We start from the raw sequence: 23,091 nt of genomic DNA, 5'->3' as shown, positions 1-23,091 counted from the left end.
CGAGCCATATCAGAGAGTGGGCAGGCGCACCGTGAAGCGTGTCTCGCCCGGTTGGGAGGTGAATTCGATGAGCCCCCCGTGGCCGTAGATGAGGGCCTGGGCGATCGAGAGTCCGAGTCCGGTGCCGTCGGCCCGGCCGCTGACCATGGGGTAGAAGATATCGTCGCGGACCTCCGCAGGCACGCCCGGCCCATTGTCGATGATGTCGATGCGGATCACCATCCGGTAGCGGTTTACGCCGATGGTAACCTGGCGATCGGCGCGCGTCCTCAACACCACTTTTCCAATCCCGCACAGGGCCTGCACTGCGTTGCGCACCATATTGAGGAAGGCCTGGATCAACTGGTCGCGGTCGGCGAGCAGCGCCGGCAGGCTCGGGTCGTAGTCCCGCTCCACCGTCAAGGTGGGCGGACCCTCGGCGCTCACCAGGGTGCGCACGTGCTCCAGGACCTCGTGGATGTTGATGGTGCGTTTGTGCGGGCGGTAGTTCGGGACCAGCATGCGGTCCACGAGACCGCGCAGCCGGTCCACCTCGTCGACGATGAGGCGAGTGTACTCGGCGTATTCGGGTAGCTCGCGTTCGAGCAGTTGTGCCGCGCCGCGGATCCCGCCCAGCGGGTTCTTGACCTCATGGGCCATGCCCTTGAGCATGGTGCGAATGGCGTTCTGCCGGGTGGCCACGGCCTCGTCGCGCAGCACGCGACGGTAGCGATCGGCATTGGTCATCTCGACCAGGATGTGCGATATCCTGGTGCCCTGGAACAGCGGGGCGGCCGTGAAATCGAGTGAGATCCTCGTGCCCCAGGGGGTGGTAAGGTCCACACCCCATTCGGTCACCGGCTGTCCACTGGCCTGCACGCGCTCCAGGGCGGTGGTGAGCGCGGTGTCCCGAAACAGTTCGTCGGAGGCGCGCCCGAGCACCTTGCGCGCGCTTGCCGACAAGAGATGCTCGCCGGCGGCGTTGATGAGTATAAGTCTGGTCTCGTGATCGAACAGCAGCACGGCGGTGCAGAGATTATCGAACAACCAGCCCGCCTGAGCGTGCTTGATCATACCTTTCTTCCCTGCGACGCACCACGCCGGTGCGTGCCATGACGCACCATGACGCTCGCCTCGAGGATTAGATAGATCAGCAAAATCGCGGGCTTACGTTTATGCCCCGGGATCCGGTGGGGGTAGGCGGCGCGTGCCGGTGCGGCGCTAATGGGCAGTGGGCAAAATCCAGACCACGCGAGAGGAGTGTGCCCCCCACGACGCGCCGCCGGTCGGGGTCCGGATCAAGGCGCGGTGTTACGGGGTTGCGGGAGGCGCCGCAGGTGGCGCTGCCGGGGCTACGGAGATGCGCTTCATATGGAACACCGAGGGCGGTGATTCGCCCAGCACCTCGCCACCCGCATCGACGATCCGCGCGTGTAGTGTGTAGGTATTGCGATCGAGGTTGGTCACCGTGAAGCTGGTGGCGGTAATCGGTTCACCTAATGGGATCCCATTGAGCAGCACGACCAGCTTGTGGCCCAGCGTCCCTTGCAGTGCCGGCGCCACGGCGATCTCGATGGACACGTTGCCGGAGTTGTCCCACACCGTGCCGTCATTGGGTGGGTTGACGACCGCGATCTTGTCGTATCCGGCAAACTTGGGTGCAGCCGGGTCCGAGGACGCCGGATCGCCGGCCGGTGCCGCCCCCGGTGGGGGTGCCGGCGCCGGGGCGGCCGGCGCCTGGGGGATCCGGATCACCTGAGCATTCGGTCGGGGCTGATCGGAATACTGGATGTTGCCGTCGGGATCGACCCATCGGTAGACCTCCGCGGCGGGCGAGGCCGCGCTCCAAAGCCCTAGACACAAGACCAGCCGATGCATGCAGGGAGCATAGACAAGCGCGCGGCGCGGGGCAAGATTCTAGCCCGGATTTCCCACCACCGCCCTGCTGCGAGGGCAGTGGTGCGGTGGACGCCAGTTGCCGGCCCACCGTCTCGCGGAACGCTCGCATCGGAGGAGCGTGCGCACCGATGATGTGCATTGCCGGTTCCGCGTGCACCACCCTCGCCGTGATAGCCCTTGCCGCGCCTAGGCCGGCGGGATCACCTCTCCGCTCATGAGGTCCTGCACGGTTCCGCGGCGCCGGACCAGATGGATGCGCTCGCCGTCCGCCAGGACCTCGGCGGCGCGCGGCCTTGTGTTATAGGTCGAGCTCATGGAGGAACCATAAGCCCCCGCGGCACAGACGGCCAGGACATCGCCGGGCGCGAGGTTCAGGGCGCGCCCCGAGCCGAGCAAGTCGCCCGATTCACACACCGGCCCGGCGATCTCATAGCGGCGCTCGGGACCCGGGCTGCGTTCGACCGGTACGATGTCGTGCCAGGCGTCGTAGAGCGCGGGTCTCACCAGATCGTTCATGGCGGCATCGACGATGGCGAAGTGCCTCTGCTCCACGTCCTTCAGGTATTCGACGCGCGTCAAGAGCACGCCGTTCGGCCCCACCACCGCGCGTCCCGGCTCGGTGATGACCGAGAGCGGCGTGCCGCCCAGGCGGGTCAGGATGGCTTTCGCGTACGCCGCGGGCGTCGGCGGCGATTCTTCGCGGTAGCGGATGCCTAGGCCACCGCCGATGTCGATATGCCTCAATGCGATGCCTTGTGCATCGAGCCGTGCCACGAGGCCGAGTACCTGGTCCAGAGCCTCGAGCACGGGATCGAGGCGGGTGAGCTGCGAGCCGATGTGCACGGCGATCCCGCGCACGTCGATATACGCCAGGTCTATGGCTTCTGCATACACGGCCTCCGCGTCTCGTGCGGGGATACCGAACTTGCTGGCCTTCGTGCCGGTGGCGATGTAGGGGTGGGTCTTCGCATCGACATCGGGGTTGACGCGGATCGCCACCGGCGCACGCACGTCGATCCTCGACGCGATCTGATCCAGGCGCCTCAACTCCGGCAGGGATTCGATGTTGAAGCAATGGATCCCGACTTCCAGGGCGTGCAGCATCTCATCGGCGCGCTTGCCGACCCCCGAAAACACGATCTTTCCCGGGTCTCCCCCGGCACTGAGGACGCGCTCCAGCTCGCCCCCCGAGACGATATCGAAACCCGAGCCCAGGCGCGCCAGGAGGTTCAGGACGGCGAGGTTGCCGTTGGCCTTGACGGCGTAACAGACGAGATGCGGATGGCTGCCGAAGGCGCCGTCGAAGGCGCGCCAGGCGCCCTCGATCCCGCCCCGAGAATAGACGTAACACGGGGTCCCGAACTCCTCGGCGATGGCCGTGAGCGCTAGCCCCTCGACGTAGAGCGCGCCGTTACGGTAATAGAAAGGCTGCATCCGAGGTGAGGCGTGACTCGGGTTTCTTCTCGCGATACAGGCTGCCCTTCTGGCCACAGGCCACGAGGAAGGAGAGGAGCAACAGGCCGACGATGAAACGCCGGGCCGGCCCGCTGTGGGGCAACCGGATAGGCGCGGGACGAGGGCTGGTGTCACGGGGTGTGCGCATGGGCAGAGGATACCAAAGTCCAGGACGTGGAGTGGCATTGCCCGCATTCACCAGACGGAGGGCCTGTGAAAAGATCTGCTGCGCTCGGGATCTCCCGCCACATCCTCGGCGCGCCCGACAGGGCAGATCCCCGGCCGCGGCTTTCCGGCCGTTCAGCCATCCAGGCCCGGACGTGCGGAGCTTGATGGAGGCTCGGCGAGCAAGGTTTTCGGCGCCACGCTCTAGGTCGTGGTGTGCGAGGTGGCCGTGACCCATGTGCACGCGCTGCCCGAATACCCGCCGCGTCGAACAAGAGCGGCGCGAGCGCTTGACGCATGTGCCACTCGACGTAATAGGCGAGCATGCAGAGAAAGACGTGGGCACGGACCCGATCGGCCAAGTGATGGTAGATGAGGCGGACCTTGAGGTCGAGGGTCTTGTAGCTGCGAAACGCCGGCTCGACGTGGGCCAGGTCTTTGTAGGCGCGCACGGTCTCCTCGGGTCGAACTCTGATCGTGCCGTCAATGTCGGAGACGATTGACAGGCCCCGCGGCTCGATCATGCGGGCGCGGCCCTTGCCCTCAAAGCCTTCGGCGGAGGCCGTGAAGGACAGCCACCCGGAGGTTGACTGCTGCGCGTCCAGAAGCTCGCGGGCTTTCCCGGCGGGAATCTCCAGGTCGTGCCGGATGAGGCCGTTGAAGTCGGTCGCGCTCGGCAGGACTGCGTTTGATCGTCCGGGTCGTCGTCGAATTTCACGCTCACCGCTTCGCCGGAGTCGTCGTCGGCGACGAAGTGCTTGAGAAGCGACATGTGGCGGTATTGTGCCCGCCCGACCTTCGCCAGCGAGCGGTTAGCTTGGGCGCCGCGAGGCCAGCGGGTGGTCTATTCACTCCCAAGGCCCGCCACGACGGGCAGACGGTGCTCGCCTTCACGCCCCTGGAATTCCTGGACCGGCTGGCGGCTTTGGTCCCATCCCCGCGCCGGCATCGCCATCGGTATCACGGCGTGCTCCCGCCTAACGCCCCCTCTGTGCTGCAGTGACCGCCCGCGCAGGGCTTATGAGTTCGATCAGCTGAGCGGGTAAGCGCCTTCCCACTCGGACGCTTCCTGCCGGTTAAAGTGCCTTGTCCGACACCGAGGGACTCTCGTCCGAGCACCCGGCTCTCGCTTGTCCGTTCGGCTATCCGTCACCCCACAGCCCCTACACCCACCCGAAATCCGGCCCGGGTCAGCCCGAACGCCTCTTCCCACCCCCTCCGGGACCACCCAAGCACCGGCCGGCCCGTCCGACCCGACAACACCTGTTGCTAACTCGCGTTGAATTGCCTATCCTTTGAACTATGTGCAGTTCAACGCCGACACGCTGGTGCCGCAATTGAGGCGCGATGTGAGAGCGTCCTTGCGGGAAGGTAAGATCGGCTAGGAAGAGGCAGGGCGGCTGATGACATTGTACGAGGACGGCCTGTGCGGCTAAACGTATCTGGAAGACACGCACAAGTGGTAGCGCTGGGCGCTTTTCAGCGCCGGTTCCGTGAGAACTTTCATTCCGCGGCGCACTATATCTCTAGTTGCCAATGAGGCACGGGACCCTGATCGTGTCGCTGGACTGCGAAGGCAAGTGGGGGATGGCGGATCACTTGTCGGCTCATCACGCTACCGTCATCACCAACCGGAATCTGGCGCGTGTGTACTCGGAACTGCTTCGAGCGTTTGAGCGGCGCAAGCTGAGAGTCACGTTCGCTTTCGTCGGCGCATTTACGATGGAGCCGGAGGAGTATCGGGCACACCCGGACCTGTTCGGCGACTCAGTTAGCGCGGGAGGCAAACATTTTCTCGCGCAGGCAAGAGCACTCCCGGCACCCCGATCCGGACATGCCTGTCGCCATTCCTCCCGGATTTTTCCTGAGCTGGCGTTTTGGAATCAGGAGGCGAATACCGACCGCGGTTACCCTGACGCGCTGGAAGCGCATACTGGACCATGCCACCGAGTCCGGGGGAGTCGCGCTGGTGTGGACCCATCCGCACAATTTCATTGACGGGGAAGGGCAGTTGGAGCTGTTTGAAGCAGTGCTGGATCATGCGGCCGGATTGATTCACCGCGAATTGATGGTCAACTGCACACAGAGCGAGTACGCTGATGCCGTGCTGAGGCGTCGAGGGATTCAGGCCCACGAACCAGACCACGTAGTCTCAGCAGGAATCCAATGAGAGGCTGTCTTGATGTCCGGGTATCATATCATTATAGCTGAGTAAGGCGGGGGCGGGTCTTGGGCACAACAGGAAAGGACAGTTTGGGAGCCATCCGGGAGAAGATTACCAGGAACTTTCTCGAGGCCCTTCGAGTTCGCAAGGTCGAACTCGCCAGTCCACTGGACGACGACGCGGTCCTGCTCGAGACCGGGCTGGATTCGCTAGGATTCGCGATCCTGGTGGTGAAGCTCGAGGAGGAACTGGGATACGATCCGTTCACGATGATGGAGGAGCCAGTGTATCCCAAAACCTTTCGAGAGTTCGTCGAGGTGTACGCCCGCTTTGCGCCCTCGGCAGGTCCGGCATGATGGACGAAGCGCTGGCGCGGCTGGATCCGGGCCGGGAGCTCTGGATTGCGGAACGGGGCGTGGTCACCGCCGGAGATGCCGTACGGATGCGACAAGGGCGCGGCGCGGCGGAACGGGTGATCATCGGGAGTCACGATCCGCTGGAATGCGCAAAGGCGATGGCGTGCGCCGAAGCCCGCGCCCGGATGGTGCTGATCGTCCCTTCTGACCTGGAGGAACCCGTAGCGCGGCGCTTGACCGAGGTATTCGAGTCCGAACCGTCGTGGCTCGGGGAAACCCGTTGGGTGATCGCGACTTCGGGAACTACGGGAACTCCCAAGCTGGTCTCGCACACGCTGCGCTCGCTGACGCGCACGTCCAAGAAGGACCCGCAAGCGGGCGCTCGCTTTCGCTGGGGACTTCTCTACGATCTGGCGCGGTTCGCGGGACTACAAGTGTTTTTCAACAGTCTGCTGTCCGGGTCGAGCTTGATCTTGAGCGACCCAACCCAGCCGCTGGAGCGCCGGCTGGAGTGGCTGGCCCGGAACCACTGCAACGCGCTCTCGGCGACTCCGACAATGTTGAGAAAGATTCTGATGTCCACAGCCGCCGAGAAGTTCGCGTTCCGCCAAGTCACGCTGGGCGGCGAGATCAGCGATCAGCCAATTCTCGATGCGTTGAGGCGGAAGTATCCGCAGGCGCGGATTTCCCAAATCTATGCCTCGACCGAAGCGGGTGTGGGCTTTGCCGTGAATGACGGCCGGGCCGGCTTCCCGAAGAGCTTCGTGGAGCATCCCCCGGCCGGTGTAGAGCTGCGAGTGGATACCGAGGGATTCCTGCTGGTGCGGACCGAAAACCGGGACCAGGGTTATCTCGGGGCTCGCGAGTCCCTGTTCGACAAGCAGGGCTGGATCAACACTGGCGATCTGGTAGCCGGAGAGAGCGACCGGTTCGTGTTCCTGGGACGCGCGAACGGCGCCATCAATGTGGGCGGGAACAAGGTACAGCCGGAAGAGGTCGAGCGGGTGATTGGCTCGTTTCCGGGAGTGCGGATCGCGGCAGTTTATGGAAAGAAAAGCGCCATCACCGGCCAGGTGGTCGCCGCCGACGTGGTGGCCGATGTGGGGAACGAAGCCAGTAACTGGAAACGGGAGCTGGCTGCCCACTGCGCCCTTCACCTGGCCGGGCACAAGGTTCCGGCGCTGATCCGGATTGTGGACGACATCCCGGTGACACAGGCTGGAAAACTAGCCAGGCGATGAGCGGAGAACAGTGCATCCTGGTGACGGGCGCCACTCGCGGTCTGGGACTGGCGATTGCGCGCCGTCTGAAAAGTGCCGGGTATGCCGTGGTGGCGACGGGCCGAAAATGCACGGCCGAGCTGGAGTCGCTGATCGACGAACAGGGTGCGGGACGAGTGCTGTTCCGCGAATTTGACTTGCGGGAGACCGGGGCTATCCAGAGTTTTGTCAAGGGCACGGTCGCCGAGACCGGCGGGCTGTACGGATTGGTGAACAACGCGGCGATTGGCCACGACGGCGTGCTGGCGACGATGCACCAGACCGAAATCGAGGAACTCATCCGGGTGAACCTGCTCTCGGCAGTGCTGTTGACGAAGTACGTGGTGCGATCGCTGCTGCTGGGAGGGGGCGGAAGAATCGTCAACATCTCGTCGATCATCGCCAGCACGGGCTTCAACGGGCTGTCGGTGTATGGAGCCACCAAGGCTGCGATGGCAGGATTCACGCGCTCGCTGGCGCGCGAACTGGGCAAGGCCAACATTACGGTGAATACCGTGGCGCCTGGATACATGCAGACCGATATGACCGGGTCGTTGGATGCGGAGAAGCTGAAATCGATTCAACGGCGGAGCCCCCTAGGGCGGCTGGTGTGCGTGGAGGAGGTGGCCGCGGCGGTAGCGTTTCTCGTGGGCCCCGACGGCCGGTCGATCACGGGCGCCACGTTTACGGTGGACGCGGGAAGCACGGCGTAGGGATGGCCAGAGCCGGGTGGAGATTTCCGGGGGGCGGTGAGTATTCAAACAGTACACAAGCGGAAGTGGGTAAGGGCGGTTGCCGGCTGGGTGTGTGTTCCGGCGAGCATCCTGAAAGCCTTGGATCTTCTGTAGGCGATGGAAACACCTCGCTGGGTTACCTTCTCGGATCAGTACTTGGACAGCTACCGACGGTTTGCCGAAGAGCAGTACGGAAGAGGGTGCTATCAGGGGCTTAAAGAGTACCTGGACTGGCTCTATCGTTGGAATCCCAGCGCGATCGGCTACGATGACTTCCTCGTCGGCGTGATCGGCGAGAGCGAGGTGGTGGGATGCATCCACCGTATGCGATTGCCCTGGCTGATCGACGGCAAGGAATGTTTTTGCCCGACGTTGCACAACTTGGCGGTGCGTCCGGAGTATCGCTTCGGCACCGGATTCTGGCTGCTGAAGAAATCCCTTCACCTGCAAGAGCACGCGTTGATACCCGGCGTTGTGCCGCCGTTATCGGAGGCCTACCGCCATATGCAGTGCCAGCCCGTGCCCAGCCGCTGGTTTCGGCGCGTGACCAAGAAGTTCTCGGGAGCGCTCACCCTTGGCCTGAGCCGTGCGACCGGGGGCGTCTTGCAGCCGCGGCGGTACTTTGGAACCGAGGTGAGAGAGGTAGAAGGTTGCCGCCTGACAATGGATCCCGGTTGCGATCAGCTGGAGCGTCTGGCGGCATCACTGAATCGCTCCGCCATGAGGGACCAGGTGCGCTGGGACCGAGAGCTGGTTAAATGGAGGTTCTTCCACCGTCCCGGCCCGCGGCACGCCCTGGTGGAAAGCGCCGGCGATCCCGAGGCGCAGGCCGTGGTATCGCTGGGTCCGCGGTCGGGAGTGACGGTGGGCCGAATCGTTGTGCTCGTGGAGGCCTGGATCCGGATGGGCACACCGGGTATTCAGACCCTCAGTCGGATTCTGCGGCGGAATGGGGCTCACGTCGTGCTTGCCATGACGACGCGTGATGACGTGGCGAGTCTGCTGGCGCAAGCGCGATTCGCGGAGTATCCCACGCAACCTGAAACCTACCTGTTCCACCGGGACCGGCGGTTCACGCAGCAATCCGTCGTGGGGTCGGAGATGACCGACATCGGGCTGGAGAGCATACCAGCCGGGGGTCGCGCGGGTGGCCGGCGGGGCTGAGGATCCGCAGGCTGAAAACCTGGGCCACTGGCGGCTGCCTACAATGGAATTGCAATGCATCGATTCTTCACCACGCTTGCCCTCGCGATTGCTGTAGCCTCGGCCTCCGACACTAAGAAGCCAGCGCAATCGGCTATTGAAAAGCCCGCGCTGGAAGCGTACGTGCGCCACCTGTTTGTCTGGGTACCCCACATCAAGGTCGAGATCGACGACCCCAAGCCCGCGCCCATGCCCGGCTTTGTGACAGCGTTCTTCACCCAAAGGCTCAGAGTTTAAGAGCGGCAACTGCTTGCTTCGCCCGGGCACCTTGCTCACGGTGCGCATCGAAGGCACCGACTACAGCCTCCTGTTCCTGCATACCAAGAGCAGCCCTGGTCCCGTGGGATTCGGGATCCTGAACGACCAGTTCAGCCGGGCGATCGGTTTCAAGAAGGGTACCCCGCAGCGCCTTCGGGTCCCGCGTGATGGCGGGGCGTCCCCGCTTGTGCGGCGCCAGGGCCGCCTCCAGAGCGGCGTCGCGCTCACGACGCCACTTGGTCAGATGGAGACGAGTACAAGCACTCCTGGCGCAGCAGCGCCCCGATCTGGCCGGGCTGTGCAGCGGTCGGCCCGCTCCAGAATGGCCCGTTTGTACGCCGCGGTGAACGCCCGACGCTTGGCCTTCGGCAGGACTTCGGGATCGGGCCTGACGGCGCTCCGGTGGGCGCCGCCGGCTGGCGACTCCAGTCGCCCTACGGGCTCCCTCCGTCGCCAGCCCCGGCCCCATGGATCCCGTGCTGTTCACATGGTCAATCATTGCTGAGTACCTCACTGCTCTACAGTAATTTGGCGGTGCCTCACTTACATTGGTACCGACGGCCGGCGCTCGAGCCCCTGGCCCGGGCGATTCGCCGGGACAACACCGCTCGCGGGCCTATGTCGGGGTGGATCTCATCCTCACGCCCTCGGGTCCGCTCCGATCGTGGTCGAGGTCAATCCGAGGCTCACCACCACCTATGTCGGGCTCACCGAGGCCTTGGATATCAACGTCGCCGCCGCGATCCTCGGGGTCTTCGACCAGGTTCTCGCACTGGCGCCTTAGGCCATCGGGACCGGTACGGAGACGGTGGAGGTGGTCCACGGTCCATCGCCCGGTGATGACCCCATGATCGCGGGCTGGGACATCGGGGGTGCCCACCTCAAGTGCGCGGCGCTCGACGCGGCGGGGCGGCTGGCGGGCGTCTGGGAGGTACCGTACCGGCTCTGGGAGGGCCTCCATCGGCTCGAGGGCGCCCTCGCTACCCTGCCCACCAGACTCGGCAAAGACACGCATCGCCATGCGCTCACCATGACTGGAGAATTGACCGACTGCTTTCGTGACCGCGAGGAAGGCGTGCGGGCACTGGTGAGCTACATGGTCCGGCGCCTCGGTAGCCATCGCATCCTGGTCTATGCCGGCCGCCGGGGCTTTATGGGCGCGGCACGGTCCGGGGACCACGCCCTCGATGTGGCCTCGGCGAACTGGCATGCGAGCGGCGCCTTTGCCGCGTTGAAGGCCGAGCGCGGGGTGCTTATCGACATCGGCAGCACCACCACCGATCTCGTCCGCTTCGGCGGGGGACGGGTACAATACCAGGGCTATACCGACGGGGAGCGACTGCGGAGCGAGGAGTTGGTCTATACCGGCGCCATCCGCACCCCGATCATGGCGGTGGCGGACCGGGTCCCGTTCGCCGGGGAATGGCAGCGCTTGACCGCCGAGCACTTCGCGACCATGGCCGACGTCTACGGCCTCCTCGGTCGGCTCGGGGAGCGACCGCGCGAGACCGCGGACGGGGCCGGCACGGCGCCCGAGGACTGCGCGCGGCGCATCGCACGGATGCTGGGGCGCGACCTCACGGCTGCCCCGATGCGCGCCTGGCAGGCGCTCGCCGCGTATCTGGCGCAGGCGCAGCTCGTGACCGTGCGCGAGGCCCTAGAGCGGATGCTGTCGCGGGATCCCGAAAGCCGCGTGCCGTTTGTCGGTGCCGGCGTCGGGCGTTTTCTGGTGCGGGAATTGGCGAGACAGCTCGATCATCCCTACGTGGACTTTTCCGCGTTCCTGGAAGGGCCGGACCCGCTCCGCGAAAAGGGCGCCCGGTGCGCGCCTGCGGCGGCCCTCGCCTACCTCATGAAGGCATGCCCTACCCCCGAATAGAAGAGATCGACTACGAGCGCGATACCGGGGCACGATTCGCGGGGCTCGCCCACCTGCCCGGCTCGGTGTTCCTCGACAGCGGCGGTTTCGGCGGGGGCCGGGGGCGCTACGATGTCTTCGCCGCGAAGCCGTACCTGACGCTCACGAGCCGCGGACGCCATACCGAGATCCGGTCTCGATTGGTAACCCGGGTCTCCGAGGCCCGCCCGTTCCAGTTGCTCAAAGAGGCGCTCTCGCCGGTCGAACCGCCAACCTCGGCACTGCCGTTCGGGGGCGGGGCCATCGGCTACTTCGCCTATGATCTGGCGCGACGGCTGGAACGCCTCCCGAGCCTTGCGGCGGCGGATCTGGACGTTCCCGACCTCTGCATCGGCCTCTACGACTGGGCCGTGATCGTGGACCATGCGACACGGCAGAGCCATCTCGTGTGTGCCGGCCGGGATGAGCGTAGCCTCGATGAATGGGGGCCGATCCGCGCGCTCGTCCTCGGCGGCGCGGCCCCGGCACCGCGGCGGCCGTTCCGGGTGCTCTCCACGGTGGTCTCTAATATGGACCACGGAGACTACCGGCGTGCGTTCGACCGCATCAAGCGCTATATCCGGGACGGGGACTGCTACCAGGTCAACCTCGCCCAGCGCTTCTCGGCACCGGCCGAGGGCGACGCCTGGAATGCCTACCGGACATTGCAGGGGCTCAACCCGGCGCCGTTCTCGGCCTATCTGCGCCTGCCCGAGGGGGCGGTCTTGAGCACCTCGCCGGAGCGCTTCCTGGAGGTGAGAGGGGGTAGGGTCGAGACCCGGCCCGTCAAGGGCACCCGCCCCCGCTCCGCAAACAAGGTGCGCGACCGCGCACTGGCCCTGGAGCTCTGCGTCAGCGCCAAGGACATCGCCGAGAACCTCATGATCGTGGATCTGCTGCGAAACGACCTCGGCAAGACCTGCGCGCTCGGCTCTATTCGGGTGCCCGCCCTCTTCGAGATCGAGAGCTTTGAGACCGTGCACCACCTGGTCAGCACCGTGACGGGTCGGCTGGCGCCCGGCCGCCACGCCCTGGACCTCTTGGAAGGGTGCTTCCCGGGGGGCTCGATCACGGGCGCGCCCAAGCTCCGGGCCATGCAAATCATCGAGGAGCTGGAACCCCACCGGCGCGGGGTCTACTGCGGTGCCATCGGCTACATCGGCTTCGACGGGGCCATGGACCTGAACATCGCCATCCGCACGCTGGTCTACCAGGGGGGCTGGATCCATGCCTGGGCCGGGGGCGGGATCGTCATGGACTCGGACCCGGAGGCCGAGTACCAGGAGACCCTGGACAAGGCCCAGGCCTTGTTACGACTCTTGAGCTACGTGAGCAGATCGCATGTGGGTGGTTAAGATCGGCGGGAGCCTGGCGTATGCGGCGGAGTTGCCAGCCTGGCTCGCGGCACTCGCCCTGCAGGGCGGGGGGAGGGCCGTGATCGTGCCGGGCGGGGGACCGTTCGCCGATCTCGTGCGGCGTGCTCAAGCGCACCAGGGCTATGCCGACACGAGCGCCCATGCCATGGCGCTCTTGGCCATGAGCCAGTACGGGCTCATGATGGCGGGGATCGAGGGGCGGCTCGTGGCCGCCACCGGCCTGTCACAGATCCGCGAGGCACTCGCCACGGGCCGGGTGCCGGTGTGGATCCCGGGATCGGACGGCGCGCCGGGGGTGCCTGCGTCCTGGGAGGTGAGCTCCGACAGCCTGGCGCTGTGGGTCGCGGGACAGATGGGTGCGACGGATCTGGCGCTGGTCAAATCGCGCGCGCCGAGTCCGGGAATTCACCGGGCCCCGGATCTCTCTGCGCAGGGATCCCTGGACGCCGCTTTCCCCGGTGCCCTGGCGTGTACCGCCGTGGAGGCGTGGTGGCTCGGGCGCACCGACCACCGTGCGATCGGACCGATCGTGCGGGATGCGGCGCGACCCGAGACGCGCATTGCCTCATGAGGATTTATCTCATTATTGTTGGCGACGATCGATGACCATGCTCTATCCGATCATCCTGGCCGGCGGGGGCGGCACCCGCCTGTGGCCCTTATCGCGGGAGCATTATCCCAAACAGTTCCTGGATCTCTTGGGCACCGCGACCTTGCTCCAGCAGACCGTCACCCGGCTCCGTGGCTTCGGAGACGATCGGCGTGCCGAGGCCGGCGGGCTGAGCGTCGCGGACCCCCTCATCGTCTGTAACGAGGAGCACCGTTTCCTGGTCGCCGAGCAGGTGCGGCAGGCGGGGATGCGCCCGTCCCGCATCGTGCTCGAGCCCATCGGGCGCAACACCGCGCCGGCTTTGACCTCGGCGGCCCTCCTCTGCAACCAGGATGGGCAGGACCCGTTGCTGCTCATGATGCCCTCGGACCACATCGTCGGCGATCTCGCCGCCTTCCTGCGAGCGGTGGCCGGTGGTCTCGGACCGGCCGACGAGGGGGCGCTGGTGACCTTCGGTATCGTGCCGGACCGGCCTGAGACCGGCTACGGCTACATCCGGCAGGGCGCTGTCTACCGTGGCATCACCGCGATCCCACGAACGCCGGAGGGGCGCATCCACGAGATCCACCGGATCGATGCCTTCATCGAGAAACCCGATGCGCCCACAGCCGCATCCTATCTGGCCGCCGGTGGCTACCACTGGAACAGCGGGATCTTTCTCATGCGCGCCTCGGCGTGGCTCACGGCCATCGAGGCGCACCGGCCCGACATCCTCGCCGCGTGCCGGACGGCCTGTTACGGGGCCGCCGAGGACAGCGACTTCCTACGCCTGGACCCGGACGCCTTCGCCGCCTGCCCGAGCGACTCCGTCGACTATGCCGTCATGGAGCGGATCGCCGGCGCCGACGGTCAGGCCGTGGTAGTCTCGCTCGGCGCCGGATGGTCCGACGTCGGTTCCTGGCAGAGCCTCTGGGAGGTGTCTGAAAAAGACCCCGACGGCAACGTCGTCCACGGTGACGTGTGCGCCATCGATTCGCGCCGGAACGTACTGCGCTCGGAGTCGCGGTTCTTGGCGGCGCTCGGATGCGAAGACCTGGTCGTCGTCGAGACCGCGGACGCCGTCCTGGTGGTCGCAAAGGAGCGCGCGCAGGACGTCAAGCAAATCATAGTTTGGCTGAAGGATCATGGCCGCGAGGAACGACTGTACCACCGGCGGGTCTATCGCCCCTGGGGGAGCTATGAAGGGCTCGATGAGGGAGAACGCTTCCAGGTCAAGCGCATCGTCGTCAAGCCTGGCGGCAAGCTGTCGCTGCAGATGCACCATCATCGCGCCGAGCATTGGATCGTGGTGCGCGGGACCGCCCGAGTCGTACGCGGGGATGAGGCGTTCCTGCTCTCGGAGAATCAATCGACCTACATACCGCTCGGGGTCAAGCACCGGCTGGAGAACCCGGGCACCATCCCCTTGGAGGTGATCGAGGTCCAATCGGGGCCTTATCTAGGAGAGGACGACATCGTGCGCTTCTAAGACGCCTATCAGCGTGCATAACCGTATACGAAGGAAAGGGCAAGCGAAATGCCTTGGAGAGTCGAACACCATGACACAAGCGATCAAAAAGGCCGTATTCCCGGTCGCCGGGCTCGGGACCCGGTTCTTGCCGGCGACCAAGGCCAATCCCAAGGAGATGCTGCCGATCGTGGACAAACCGCTCGTGCAGTACGCGGTCGAGGAGGCGGTGGCGGCCGGGATCACCGAGCTCATCTTCGTCACCGGGCGCAACAAACGGTCGATCCCCGACCACTTCGACAAGGCCTATGAGCTGGAGGTCGAGCTCAGCAAGCACAACAAGGCCAAGCTGCTCGACCTCGTCCAGAACATCCTGCCGCCCGAGGTGTCCTGTATCTATATCCGCCAGGCCGAGCCACTCGGGCTCGGGCATGCCGTTCTGTGCGCCAAGCCTGTGGTCGGCATCCAACCCTTTGCGGTTTTGCTCGCCGACGACCTGATCGCCGGCCGCGAGCGCGGCTGTCTCACCCAGATGGTCGACCTCTACAACCGCTACAACTGCGGTGTCCTGGCGGTGGAACCGGTCCCCAAGAAGGAAACCAACCGCTATGGGATCGTCGAGACGCAGACCATCGAGCCGCGCGTCGGCAAGATCCACAGCATCGTCGAGAAACCGGCTCCCGAGGTCGCGCCGTCGAACCTCGGGGTCGTGGGACGATACATCCTGCCGCCCGACATCATGGTGATCCTGGAAAACACGCGGCAAGGTACCGGCGGCGAGATCCAGCTGACCGACGCCATCGCCAAGTTATTGACGAAGAGGACCGTGCTGTCGCTGGAATTCGAGGGCAAACGCTATGACTGTGGCTCGAAGCTCGGCTATCTGCAGGCCACCGTCGAGTACGCTTTGGAGCACCCGGAGCTCAAGCAGGACTTCGAGCGCTATCTGCACTGTCTCATGGCGGAGAGCCTGTCACCGGCGCAACGCAAGGCGGGCTGAAGACCGTCGGATCCTCACAAGGTGGTTGCCGTAAGCCCATGAAGACATTATTTTCCCTTGCCGCGCTCTCTGCCCTGAGCGCGCTCTTCTGGGCGACCCCGGCGCGTCCCGATACGGTGTTCTTACCCGCGAACGGCGATACCGTGGTCGGTTCGATCGGCGTCACGACGAGCGAATACGAGGACACCCTCCTCGACATCGGGCTGGCCTACGATCAGGGCTATCAGGACATGCGGCTCGCAAACCCCAAGGTGGATCCGTGGATCCCGGGCGCCGACACCGAGGTCATGATCCCGAGCCAGTACATCCTGCCCCAGGCGCCGCCCGAGGGGATCGTGATCAACGTCCCGGAGATGCGGCTCTACTACTATCCCAAGGCCAAGCCGGGGGAGCCGCGGGTCGTCATCACCAATCCCGTGAGCGTCGGCCGCCAGGACTGGAAAACCCCCCAGGGCGTGACGCGCATCGTCGCCAAGACCTTAAACCCGGCCTGGTATCCGCCGGCGTCGATACGGAAGGAACACGCCGCGGATGGCGATCCTCTGCCCAAGATGGTTCCGCCCGGTCCGGACAATCCGCTCGGGCAATATGCCCTACGGCTCGGGCACGACGGCTATTTGATCCACGGAACCAACAAGCCCTTCGGGATCGGCATGCGCGTGACCCATGGCTGTCTGCGCCTGTATCCCAAGGACATCGAACGGCTGTTCGGCGAGGTGCGGGTGGGGACGCCGGTGCGGATCGTCAACCAGCCCTTCAAGCTCGGTTGGCTCAGCGGGGGTCTCTATATCGAGACCCACCCCCCGCTCGACGAGGATGCGGCCGCCTTCCACGATGGTTTCACGCAGGTGGTCGGTCTGGTCACCGAGGCGACCCGCGACGGCGGGCATGCGGTCGACTGGGACGGGTTGCAGCAGGCCGTGTCGGACCGGAAGGGCATACCGGTGCGCATCAGCCGGGCGGTGGGTGTGGAGGCGGGGGTCGGCTTTCGGGACGCGCCTCAGTAAGCCTCTGAGCATTAACCAAAAAGAAACCCTGTAACGCCGTGGTATAGGTAACGTGGGCGTTACAGGGTTCCCGAGTACGGTAAGGTTCGAGACTACTTCCGCATCCCTTTGTCCCAAGCCCGATCGAGCTTGTCGTTGGTCTCGTTGCAGCAAGCCTGAGCCGCATCGGCCGTCCGCTGGGCCTCCGCCGCCGCCGCCGCCGCATCGTTGGCCGCGCTCTGGGCACTGGTGGCAGTGTCCGTAGCCGTTCGTGCCGCGGTCGCAGCGTTTGTGGCGATTCCCTCCACTCTCTCGAGATCCCCACCCGTCGCGCAGCCTGCCCCCAGTCCCGCTACGAGGGCGATGGCCGCACTACGTGCCGCTAGCTTCAAGGTGTGTTGCATAGCTGTCTCCTTCTAACTTATTGATCGGTGGCCCCAATGCATGGTGACATGCATTAGGATAATCATGAACCATTTTTTCGCGATGCGCAAATCATACGCCCTTGCAGCGCGACAGGCGGGATGCGACGTCCCCTGGCGGGTCAGCCCAGGGTCCGGCGCCCCGGTGTCAACGGCCCGTGCTCGAGCCCCGACGTCGCCCGGATGCCGAGTAGCCGGGCCCATCGTCCGTCAGGCCAGCGCCCGCAGGCCGCGCACCAGACGGCGCACGCCTTCGTCGGCAGTGTCGCGGTCCAAGGCCCCGAAGGACACCCGGAGGTAACACCCTCGGTCCATGCCGAAGGTGTGCCCCGGGATCACCGCGACGCCGTGATCGGCTATCAAGCAACGTACCAGATCCATCGCCGACAGGGCCGTGTCGATCCGGGTGAACACGTACAACGCACCCTCCGTCGGCCCCACCTCACATCGTGATCCGAGCGCGGTCAGGCCGTCCAGGACGCTGCGCCGCATCCGGTCGATGGCTGGCAGCCGTTCGCGGCAATAGGCCGCGCCGATCTCCAACGCGCCCATGGCTGCATGCTGGGAGATCACGGGGGCGCAGATCAGGTTGGTGTCCTGGATCTTCAGAATGGCGGGATAGAGGTGTTCCGGGACCACCATATAGCCGATCCGCCAGCTCGCGAAACCGTAGGCCTTGGACAGCGAGAAGAGCGAGATGGTGTGCTCGCAAGCCTCTGGGATAGAGCCCGGCGAAAAATGGCGGGCGGCGCCGTAGGTGAAGTACTCATAGGCCTCGTCGCTGATGTGGTAGAGGCCACGGGCACGGCACAGCGCATTGATCGCTCGCAAGGTCGACTCCGGGTAGACCGCGCCGCTCGGGTTATTGGGCGAGATCGTGGCCAGCGCGCGGGTCTTTTCGGTAATGGCGCGCTCGATGAGGTCGGGGCGGGGCTGAAACCGCTCGTCGGTCGCGACCACGACCGGCGTGCAATCGAGCATGCGTATCGCCATCTCCTGGTTGAAATAATAGGGCAGGGGCAGGATGACCTCATCGCCGGGATCGGTGATGGCGCAGATGGCATTAACGAAGCCCATATTGGCGCCGGCCGTGACGATGACGCGGTATCCCGCCCCGGCGGCGGCCCCCGCGGTGATCCCCGCGGTGATCAAGTTCTCGCGCGCCAGCTTGGCCTCGATGAGCGACAAGAGCCCCGGGATCCCGTGCACCGGACCATACTTATGGTTGTCCGGGTCGGCGGCGAAATCTTGGATATGCGCGATGGCGGCGGGCGGCGGGCCATAAAAAGCGACGCCCTGCCCCAGCGAGATGGTGCCCGGATGCGCGCGGATGAGATCCGCGACGAAGGGGATCACGGGATCCTGCACGGCGTGCATCCGCCGGCTGCCGCGCGCCCCCGCCCATCGAACCGGCGCGCGCAGCCGCTCGGGGAGCGGTCCCGTGTCCTCCACCCCATGCGGTTCTTTGCCGAAGGCGCTACTCATCCCGGCAAAGCGCGATCGTGCCGCCGGCCCTGGTTTTTATTGGCCCCGATGTTTATTGGAAACTGAGTAGACGTTTGTGGCTATTGAACTGCGTCTTCAGAAACTGCATCTGGTCCGCCAGTATGCGGCGATTGGAGAGCGCCAGGAACTCCGCCCAGTTCGGGACGTAAGGGACGGCGAGCAGGCCGACCCCGGCCTCTTCGGGCGTGCGGCTGCCCTTGCGGGTGTTGCAGTGCTTGCACGCGGCCACGACGTTCGACCAACGGTCATCTCCCCCACGGGACAGCGGGATCACGTGGTCGCGAGTCAGGTGCCCATCGGGAAACTCGTCACCGCAGTACATGCACAGGTTGCCGTCGCGCAGGAACAATTCCCGATTGTTGAGCGGAGGGACCCCGCGCTTGGTCGCCTTCAGCCTCCGCGTACGTTTGACCGCGACGATCGAGTTGACAGAGACCGAAGAGCGGCAGCCGGTGCGCCTGCAAGTTCCCCCGAAAAAGGTGAACACCCTCTCACCCGCGGTCCACGCGATCATGTCCCTGCTGTAGAGACATACCGCGTCCTGCCACGGGATCCACCTGATGGGGGACCCGGTGACGTCCAGGCGCAAGATCAGTGGTGCCATGTCGGGGACCGTCGCAACCGCCGTTGCTTGGGGCTATGATGATGCTGCACCCTCGTCCAGCATCCCGCTCGATGCAATCTCGTTTTTTATGCTAAATGCGTTACGAAATCAAGTAGACACCCGGCCAGTAGACCGGGAACGAGTCGGCGGAGGGGGTCGTGCAGGCCATCGATGAGCTCGTGGAGATCATGGCGTGTCTGCGGGATCGGAATTCCGGTTGCCCCTGGGATCGCGAGCAGACCTCCGCCTCGCTCATCCCGTTTACCATCGAAGAGGCCTACGAGGTCGCGGACGCCATCGACCGGGGCGCCCTGGACGACCTCAGGGACGAGCTGGGCGACCTGTTGTTCCAAGTGGTCTTCCACGCACAGATCGCTGCCGAGGGCGGGGGTTTCGACCTGGCAGCGGTCGCCCGCGGCCTTGCGGCCAAGCTCGTGCGCCGACACCCGCATGTGTTTGCGGATGCCGCGGGCCTGGATGCCGGTGCGCAGGCCGCCTGGGAAGCGCGCAAGGCCACAGAGCGGGCGGCGCGGGTCCAGCAAGGGACCTCGAGCCGGCTGGATGGCGTGGCGCTTGCCCTGCCCGCCATGACCCGGGCCTACAAGCTCCAGAAGCGCGCCGCCGAGGTCGGCTTCGATTGGCGTGAAACGAGCGCCGTCCTCGATGCCGTGGGAGAGGAGCTTGCGGAGGTCCACGAGGCCCTGGTAGGCGGATCGGAGGCCACGAGCGCGACGGTCATGGAGGAGATCGGCGATCTGATCTTCGCCTGTGTCAATCTCGCCCGCTTCGTCGGCATGGACCCCGAGATGGTCCTACGGCGGGCCAACTCGAAATTCGAGGCACGCTTCCGTTTCATCGAGCGTCGGCTCGCGAACGCGGGGCGAGGGTTGGGCGATGCGGACTTGGCGGAGATGGATGCCCTGTGGAATGAGGCCAAGGCCGAGGGCTACTGACCGGGTGCCGGCTGGGAACGGCTGCTGAAAAAAAAGAGAGGGTGCGGAGAGCACCCTCAACAACCAATTAAGGAGGAAGCACTGTCTGTTAGGACACGTGCGCGCTGATATACAAGCACGAGTCGTGCTCTGTTAGAATGCGTCGTTCCTATACAATGAGTTAGCTATAGGATCCGGTCCCCTGACAGAGGCTTCGTCAACTATCTGACGGGCGTTGACGCCGCGATCCCCCGCCAGGCGTCGGGATCTTGACGGGTGGCGCCCGGCCTGGCCGAGCCCCCGCCGCTCGGCAGTGCCCGGCGTCCGGTTTTGGGGGACGCCCCCCGGGGACTTACGTCCTGGAGAAGTAATCCCTGGCCGGCCGCGCGGCGTCTTTGTCGCGCTCGAGCATGGCATACGCCGAGTGGTTGTGGATGGACTCGAAGTTCTCGGATTCCACCACATAGGCCGCCACGCGCGCGTCCTCATTGAGGCGCACGGCGACATCGCGCACGATGTCCTCGACGAACTTCGGGTTGTCGTAGGCGCGCTCCGTGACGTATTTCTCATCGGGGCGCTTGAGGAGGCCATAGAGCTCACAGGACGCGACCGACTCCACGATGTCGATGATCTCCTCGATCCACAGGAAGTCCCGGATCCGCACCAGCACGGTGACATGGGAGCGCTGGTTGTGGGCGCCGTAGTCGGAGATGTCCTTGGAGCAAGGACACAGGGTGGTGATGGGCACCACGACCTTGACCTGGATGCTCGATACCCCCTCCTGGACTCGGCCGATGAAGGTCACGTCGTAGTCGATGAGGCTCTTGACCCCGCTCACGGGCGCCGCTTTCATCACGAAGTAGGGGAAGGTCATCTCGACGTGGCCGACCTTGGCATGCAGGAGATCGGACATCTCCGCCATCATGCGCTTGAAGGACTGGACCGTGATCTCGTACTCATGGTGGTTCAGGATCTCGACGAAGCGCGACATATGGGTGCCCTTGAAGTTGTGGGGCAGGCCGACGTACATGTTGAAGCTCGCGACCGTGTGCTGTTCGCGCCCGGAGCGGTCCCGCACCACCACGGGGTGACGGATGTCCTTGATGCCGACGCGGTCGATGTCGATCCGGCGTGTATCCTCGCTGCTCTGGATGTCCGGGATCTCGGGGATGGCGTGCGCCCTTTCGTTCATCGCTTCGATACCCTCGATGGGAATGGTCTCTGTGGGGTGACCGGCGTCGGGCACCGCGTGGATCTTAAACGCATTCGGGCCCCCCCGCTACCCGGCGCCTCCCTACCGGTCCCGATGGGTGATGTAGGCCGCCATGTAACGCAGCGGTTCGCCGGCCTCGCCCAGGGGCTCGATCCCGGCGAGCGCCTCGGCGTGCAGCTCTGCCGCGACGCGCCGCGCCCCCTCCAGCCCTAGGAGGTTCGGGTAGGTGGGCTTGTCGCGGGCCATATCCGAGCCCTGGGGTTTCCCGATGACCTCCGTCTCCCCCTCGATGTCCAGGATGTCGTCCTGGACCTGGAAGGCCAGCCCGATGTGCTTAGCATAGTGGTCCAGTCGCGCCACGACCCCCGCCTCTACCTCCGGGCTCGACATCGCGGCCAGCACCACACTCGCGCGGATCAAGGCCCCGGTCTTATGGATGTGCATGTTCTCCAGCTCGGCCACGGTGAGGGTGCGGCCCACGGCGGCGAGGTCCAGTGCCTGTCCCCCGGCCATACCGCGCGAGCCGCTCGCCACCGCGAGCGTGTCGATCATCTGGACGCGGTGCCCGGCAGACGCCAGCATCGCCCCATCGTGGGCCAGGACATGGAAGGCCAGCGCCTGCAAGGCATCGCCGGCCAGGATCGCCGTGGCCTCACCGAAGGCCTTGTGGCAGGTCGGCTGGCCGCGCCGCAGATCGTCGTCGTCCATGGCCGGGAGGTCGTCGTGGACCAGCGAATAGGCGTGTACCAGCTCGACGGCGCAGGCCGGGCCGTCCAGGGCCTCGCGCGGGATCCCGAGCGTCGCCCCGGTCGCGTAGACCAGCAGCGGCCGCATGCGCTTGCCGTTGCCAAGCACGGCATAGCGCATGGCCTGGTGCAGGTCCGTGGGCGCGATGCTCGGGGCCGGTAACCAGCCCTCCAGTGCGTGTTCGACGGCCACCGCGAGCTCCGGCAGGCGTGCGGAGAATGAAGACATGGGTAAGTCTCCGATGTGGTTGGCCCGATGGTGTCGGCCCGATGCGAGGCCAGGATATGGTTGGCCCGATGTGGTGGGTCGGCGGCGGAGGCGCGCGCCGTGCTGCCGCGGCATCCCGTTGGCCCGCAGCATGCCCGACTAGGTCGGACCCGGCGCTGGCGGCTCGAACGGCGCGAGCCGTTCGCGACCGTCCGTCTCGATCAAGACCTTGACCCGCTGTTCGGCTTCGGCCAGAGACTTCTGGCATGCCCTGGTCAAGGCGATCCCACGTTCGAAGTGCGTGAGCGACTCCTCCAGCGACAGTTCCCCGCTCTCCAGTTTCTCGACCAAGGCCTCTAGCGCCGAGAGCGCTTGTTCGAATTGGAAGCCGGTCGTTCTCTTCGCCATCTACGTTCGCATCGCCGTCTATGTTCGCATCGATCTTCCGAGCGCCTGTTTCACCACCGGAACTTACGTTAGCGCACGACCTTCGAGGGGTCAACGCGTACCCGGTGGCCGCGCGCTTAGAGTTGACATTGCAGCGGGGGGGTCCTAGACTCCTTTCCACCCTTTAGACTTAGTCTAAATCGACCTCGGGGCCGAAGCGTCGTCGCCCCGATCGTCGAGCGCCAGTTCGTACGTCACCCCAACTCATCTATATGCAGACCATCG

At 65.3% G+C, this 23,091-nt stretch carries 24 protein-coding genes and 2 pseudogenes; 14 read left to right on the top strand and 12 right to left on the bottom strand.

The window, feature by feature from the left end:
* Positions 1–9 precede the first annotated feature (9 nt).
* From glnL to M3461_10745, 5 genes and pseudogenes are all read right to left on the bottom strand, one after another.
* Positions 10–1,053 (bottom strand): nitrogen regulation protein NR(II), encoded by a 1,044-nt coding sequence (gene glnL, locus M3461_10765; GenBank protein MDQ3774797.1) that lies wholly within the window; start codon positions 1,051–1,053, stop codon positions 10–12.
* 237 nt (positions 1,054–1,290) lie between these two features.
* A complete protein-coding gene (locus tag M3461_10760; protein MDQ3774796.1) occupies positions 1,291–1,857 on the bottom strand; it encodes a DUF4124 domain-containing protein in 567 nt (188 codons plus the stop codon).
* Positions 1,858–2,064: 207 nt separating this feature from the next.
* Entirely contained in the window at positions 2,065–3,312 is a 1,248-nt protein-coding gene (lysA, locus tag M3461_10755; GenBank protein MDQ3774795.1) for a diaminopimelate decarboxylase, read from the bottom strand.
* Positions 3,290–3,481: a lipoprotein gene (locus M3461_10750; protein MDQ3774794.1), complete on the bottom strand. Its 192-nt coding sequence runs from the start codon at positions 3,479–3,481 to the stop codon at positions 3,290–3,292. The genes lysA and M3461_10750 overlap by 23 nt, the downstream gene beginning before the upstream one ends.
* A 286-nt stretch (positions 3,482–3,767) precedes the next feature.
* Positions 3,768–3,959: pseudogene (locus M3461_10745) on the bottom strand (IS1634 family transposase).
* Positions 3,960–4,186: 227 nt separating this feature from the next.
* Between M3461_10745 and M3461_10740 the strand changes: the two are divergent.
* The 7 genes from M3461_10740 (at position 4,187) to M3461_10710 (ending at position 9,451) form a co-directional block, all read left to right on the top strand.
* Positions 4,187–4,501 (top strand): transposase, encoded by a 315-nt coding sequence (locus tag M3461_10740; GenBank protein ID MDQ3774793.1) that lies wholly within the window; start codon positions 4,187–4,189, stop codon positions 4,499–4,501.
* Positions 4,502–5,332: 831 nt separating this feature from the next.
* Entirely contained in the window at positions 5,333–5,668 is a 336-nt protein-coding gene (locus M3461_10735; protein MDQ3774792.1) for a hypothetical protein, read from the top strand.
* A 104-nt stretch (positions 5,669–5,772) separates the two neighbouring features.
* On the top strand, positions 5,773–6,018 hold the full coding sequence (locus M3461_10730) for an acyl carrier protein (GenBank protein ID MDQ3774791.1): 246 nt from the start codon (positions 5,773–5,775) through the stop codon (positions 6,016–6,018).
* On the top strand, positions 6,015–7,259 hold the full coding sequence (locus M3461_10725; protein MDQ3774790.1) for an acyl--CoA ligase: 1,245 nt from the start codon (positions 6,015–6,017) through the stop codon (positions 7,257–7,259). The genes M3461_10730 and M3461_10725 overlap by 4 nt, the downstream gene beginning before the upstream one ends.
* Positions 7,256–7,990, top strand: coding sequence for an SDR family oxidoreductase (locus M3461_10720; protein ID MDQ3774789.1), 735 nt, complete (start codon positions 7,256–7,258; stop codon positions 7,988–7,990). Before M3461_10725 ends, M3461_10720 begins: the two co-directional genes overlap by 4 nt.
* Positions 7,991–8,167: 177 nt before the next feature.
* Positions 8,168–9,175: a hypothetical protein gene (locus tag M3461_10715; protein ID MDQ3774788.1), complete on the top strand. Its 1,008-nt coding sequence runs from the start codon at positions 8,168–8,170 to the stop codon at positions 9,173–9,175.
* A 54-nt stretch (positions 9,176–9,229) separates the two neighbouring features.
* A complete protein-coding gene (locus M3461_10710; protein MDQ3774787.1) occupies positions 9,230–9,451 on the top strand; it encodes a hypothetical protein in 222 nt (73 codons plus the stop codon).
* Between the two features lie 190 nt (positions 9,452–9,641).
* Here the strand turns inward: M3461_10710 and M3461_10705 are convergent.
* A pseudogene (locus M3461_10705) lies at positions 9,642–9,901 on the bottom strand (IS3 family transposase).
* Between the two features lie 418 nt (positions 9,902–10,319).
* Between M3461_10705 and M3461_10700 the strand changes: the two are divergent.
* From M3461_10700 to M3461_10675, 6 genes are all read left to right on the top strand, one after another.
* A complete protein-coding gene (locus M3461_10700) occupies positions 10,320–11,351 on the top strand; it encodes a hypothetical protein (GenBank protein MDQ3774786.1) in 1,032 nt (343 codons plus the stop codon).
* Positions 11,333–12,724, top strand: a complete 1,392-nt coding sequence (gene pabB / locus M3461_10695) for an aminodeoxychorismate synthase component I (GenBank protein MDQ3774785.1) — start codon at positions 11,333–11,335, stop codon at positions 12,722–12,724. Before M3461_10700 ends, pabB begins: the two co-directional genes overlap by 19 nt.
* A complete protein-coding gene (locus M3461_10690) occupies positions 12,711–13,316 on the top strand; it encodes an amino acid kinase (GenBank protein MDQ3774784.1) in 606 nt (201 codons plus the stop codon). Before pabB ends, M3461_10690 begins: the two co-directional genes overlap by 14 nt.
* A 31-nt stretch (positions 13,317–13,347) precedes the next feature.
* Complete coding sequence (locus M3461_10685) at positions 13,348–14,823, top strand: mannose-1-phosphate guanylyltransferase/mannose-6-phosphate isomerase (protein ID MDQ3774783.1); 1,476 nt, start codon at positions 13,348–13,350, stop codon at positions 14,821–14,823.
* 70 nt (positions 14,824–14,893) lie between these two features.
* Complete coding sequence (galU, locus tag M3461_10680; GenBank protein ID MDQ3774782.1) at positions 14,894–15,802, top strand: UTP--glucose-1-phosphate uridylyltransferase GalU; 909 nt, start codon at positions 14,894–14,896, stop codon at positions 15,800–15,802.
* Positions 15,803–15,840: 38 nt separating this feature from the next.
* A complete protein-coding gene (locus tag M3461_10675; GenBank protein MDQ3774781.1) occupies positions 15,841–16,809 on the top strand; it encodes a L,D-transpeptidase family protein in 969 nt (322 codons plus the stop codon).
* Positions 16,810–16,901: 92 nt separating this feature from the next.
* Here the strand turns inward: M3461_10675 and M3461_10670 are convergent, their stop codons facing one another.
* From M3461_10670 to M3461_10660, 3 genes are all read right to left on the bottom strand, one after another.
* Positions 16,902–17,192, bottom strand: coding sequence for an Lpp/OprI family alanine-zipper lipoprotein (locus M3461_10670; GenBank protein ID MDQ3774780.1), 291 nt, complete (start codon positions 17,190–17,192; stop codon positions 16,902–16,904).
* Positions 17,193–17,420: 228 nt separating this feature from the next.
* Positions 17,421–18,587, bottom strand: a complete 1,167-nt coding sequence (locus M3461_10665) for a pyridoxal phosphate-dependent aminotransferase (protein ID MDQ3774779.1) — start codon at positions 18,585–18,587, stop codon at positions 17,421–17,423.
* Between the two features lie 160 nt (positions 18,588–18,747).
* The gene (locus tag M3461_10660) at positions 18,748–19,320 is read right to left on the bottom strand and encodes an HNH endonuclease (GenBank protein ID MDQ3774778.1); all 573 of its coding nucleotides are present in this window, start codon (positions 19,318–19,320) and stop codon (positions 18,748–18,750) included.
* Positions 19,321–19,508: 188 nt separating this feature from the next.
* Here M3461_10660 and mazG point away from each other — a divergent pair, with 188 nt between their 5' ends.
* The gene (mazG, locus tag M3461_10655) at positions 19,509–20,273 is read left to right on the top strand and encodes a nucleoside triphosphate pyrophosphohydrolase (GenBank protein MDQ3774777.1); all 765 of its coding nucleotides are present in this window, start codon (positions 19,509–19,511) and stop codon (positions 20,271–20,273) included.
* 331 nt (positions 20,274–20,604) lie between these two features.
* Here mazG and folE2 read toward each other — a convergent pair whose 3' ends face one another.
* The 3 genes from folE2 to M3461_10640 all read right to left on the bottom strand — a co-directional run bounded on the left by folE2 (position 20,605) and on the right by M3461_10640 (position 22,827).
* Complete coding sequence (gene folE2 / locus M3461_10650) at positions 20,605–21,444, bottom strand: GTP cyclohydrolase FolE2 (protein MDQ3774776.1); 840 nt, start codon at positions 21,442–21,444, stop codon at positions 20,605–20,607.
* 102 nt (positions 21,445–21,546) lie between these two features.
* A complete protein-coding gene (gene ispA / locus M3461_10645) occupies positions 21,547–22,440 on the bottom strand; it encodes a (2E,6E)-farnesyl diphosphate synthase (GenBank protein ID MDQ3774775.1) in 894 nt (297 codons plus the stop codon).
* A 138-nt stretch (positions 22,441–22,578) separates the two neighbouring features.
* A complete protein-coding gene (locus M3461_10640; protein MDQ3774774.1) occupies positions 22,579–22,827 on the bottom strand; it encodes an exodeoxyribonuclease VII small subunit in 249 nt (82 codons plus the stop codon).
* Positions 22,828–23,091 lie beyond the last annotated feature (264 nt).

Source organism: Pseudomonadota bacterium, from assembly GCA_030860485.1.
Classification (GTDB): Bacteria; Pseudomonadota; Gammaproteobacteria; order JACCXJ01; family JACCXJ01; genus JACCXJ01.
Note: the sequence above shows the minus strand (reverse complement) of the source record. Positions and strands in the feature narration are given on the sequence as shown.

What these genes read in the sequence shown, in the direction of transcription:
- glnL (MDQ3774797.1), bottom strand. Translation starts at nt 1,053, where the DNA reads ATGATCAAGCACGCTCAGGCGGGCTGGTTGTTCGATAATCTCTGCACC.
- M3461_10760 (MDQ3774796.1), bottom strand. Translation starts at nt 1,857, where the DNA reads ATGCATCGGCTGGTCTTGTGTCTAGGGCTTTGGAGCGCGGCCTCGCCC.
- lysA (MDQ3774795.1), bottom strand. Translation starts at nt 3,312, where the DNA reads ATGCAGCCTTTCTATTACCGTAACGGCGCGCTCTACGTCGAGGGGCTA.
- M3461_10750 (MDQ3774794.1), bottom strand. Translation starts at nt 3,481, where the DNA reads ATGCGCACACCCCGTGACACCAGCCCTCGTCCCGCGCCTATCCGGTTG.
- M3461_10735 (MDQ3774792.1), top strand. Translation starts at nt 5,333, where the DNA reads ATGCCTGTCGCCATTCCTCCCGGATTTTTCCTGAGCTGGCGTTTTGGA.
- M3461_10725 (MDQ3774790.1), top strand. Translation starts at nt 6,015, where the DNA reads ATGATGGACGAAGCGCTGGCGCGGCTGGATCCGGGCCGGGAGCTCTGG.
- M3461_10720 (MDQ3774789.1), top strand. Translation starts at nt 7,256, where the DNA reads ATGAGCGGAGAACAGTGCATCCTGGTGACGGGCGCCACTCGCGGTCTG.
- M3461_10710 (MDQ3774787.1), top strand. Translation starts at nt 9,230, where the DNA reads ATGCATCGATTCTTCACCACGCTTGCCCTCGCGATTGCTGTAGCCTCG.
- M3461_10700 (MDQ3774786.1), top strand. Translation starts at nt 10,320, where the DNA reads ATGATCGCGGGCTGGGACATCGGGGGTGCCCACCTCAAGTGCGCGGCG.
- pabB (MDQ3774785.1), top strand. Translation starts at nt 11,333, where the DNA reads ATGCCCTACCCCCGAATAGAAGAGATCGACTACGAGCGCGATACCGGG.
- M3461_10690 (MDQ3774784.1), top strand. Translation starts at nt 12,711, where the DNA reads ATGTGGGTGGTTAAGATCGGCGGGAGCCTGGCGTATGCGGCGGAGTTG.
- M3461_10685 (MDQ3774783.1), top strand. Translation starts at nt 13,348, where the DNA reads ATGACCATGCTCTATCCGATCATCCTGGCCGGCGGGGGCGGCACCCGC.
- galU (MDQ3774782.1), top strand. Translation starts at nt 14,894, where the DNA reads ATGACACAAGCGATCAAAAAGGCCGTATTCCCGGTCGCCGGGCTCGGG.
- M3461_10675 (MDQ3774781.1), top strand. Translation starts at nt 15,841, where the DNA reads ATGAAGACATTATTTTCCCTTGCCGCGCTCTCTGCCCTGAGCGCGCTC.
- M3461_10670 (MDQ3774780.1), bottom strand. Translation starts at nt 17,192, where the DNA reads ATGCAACACACCTTGAAGCTAGCGGCACGTAGTGCGGCCATCGCCCTC.
- M3461_10665 (MDQ3774779.1), bottom strand. Translation starts at nt 18,587, where the DNA reads ATGCACGCCGTGCAGGATCCCGTGATCCCCTTCGTCGCGGATCTCATC.
- M3461_10660 (MDQ3774778.1), bottom strand. Translation starts at nt 19,320, where the DNA reads ATGGCACCACTGATCTTGCGCCTGGACGTCACCGGGTCCCCCATCAGG.
- mazG (MDQ3774777.1), top strand. Translation starts at nt 19,509, where the DNA reads ATGGCGTGTCTGCGGGATCGGAATTCCGGTTGCCCCTGGGATCGCGAG.
- folE2 (MDQ3774776.1), bottom strand. Translation starts at nt 21,444, where the DNA reads ATGAACGAAAGGGCGCACGCCATCCCCGAGATCCCGGACATCCAGAGC.
- ispA (MDQ3774775.1), bottom strand. Translation starts at nt 22,440, where the DNA reads ATGTCTTCATTCTCCGCACGCCTGCCGGAGCTCGCGGTGGCCGTCGAA.
- M3461_10640 (MDQ3774774.1), bottom strand. Translation starts at nt 22,827, where the DNA reads ATGGCGAAGAGAACGACCGGCTTCCAATTCGAACAAGCGCTCTCGGCG.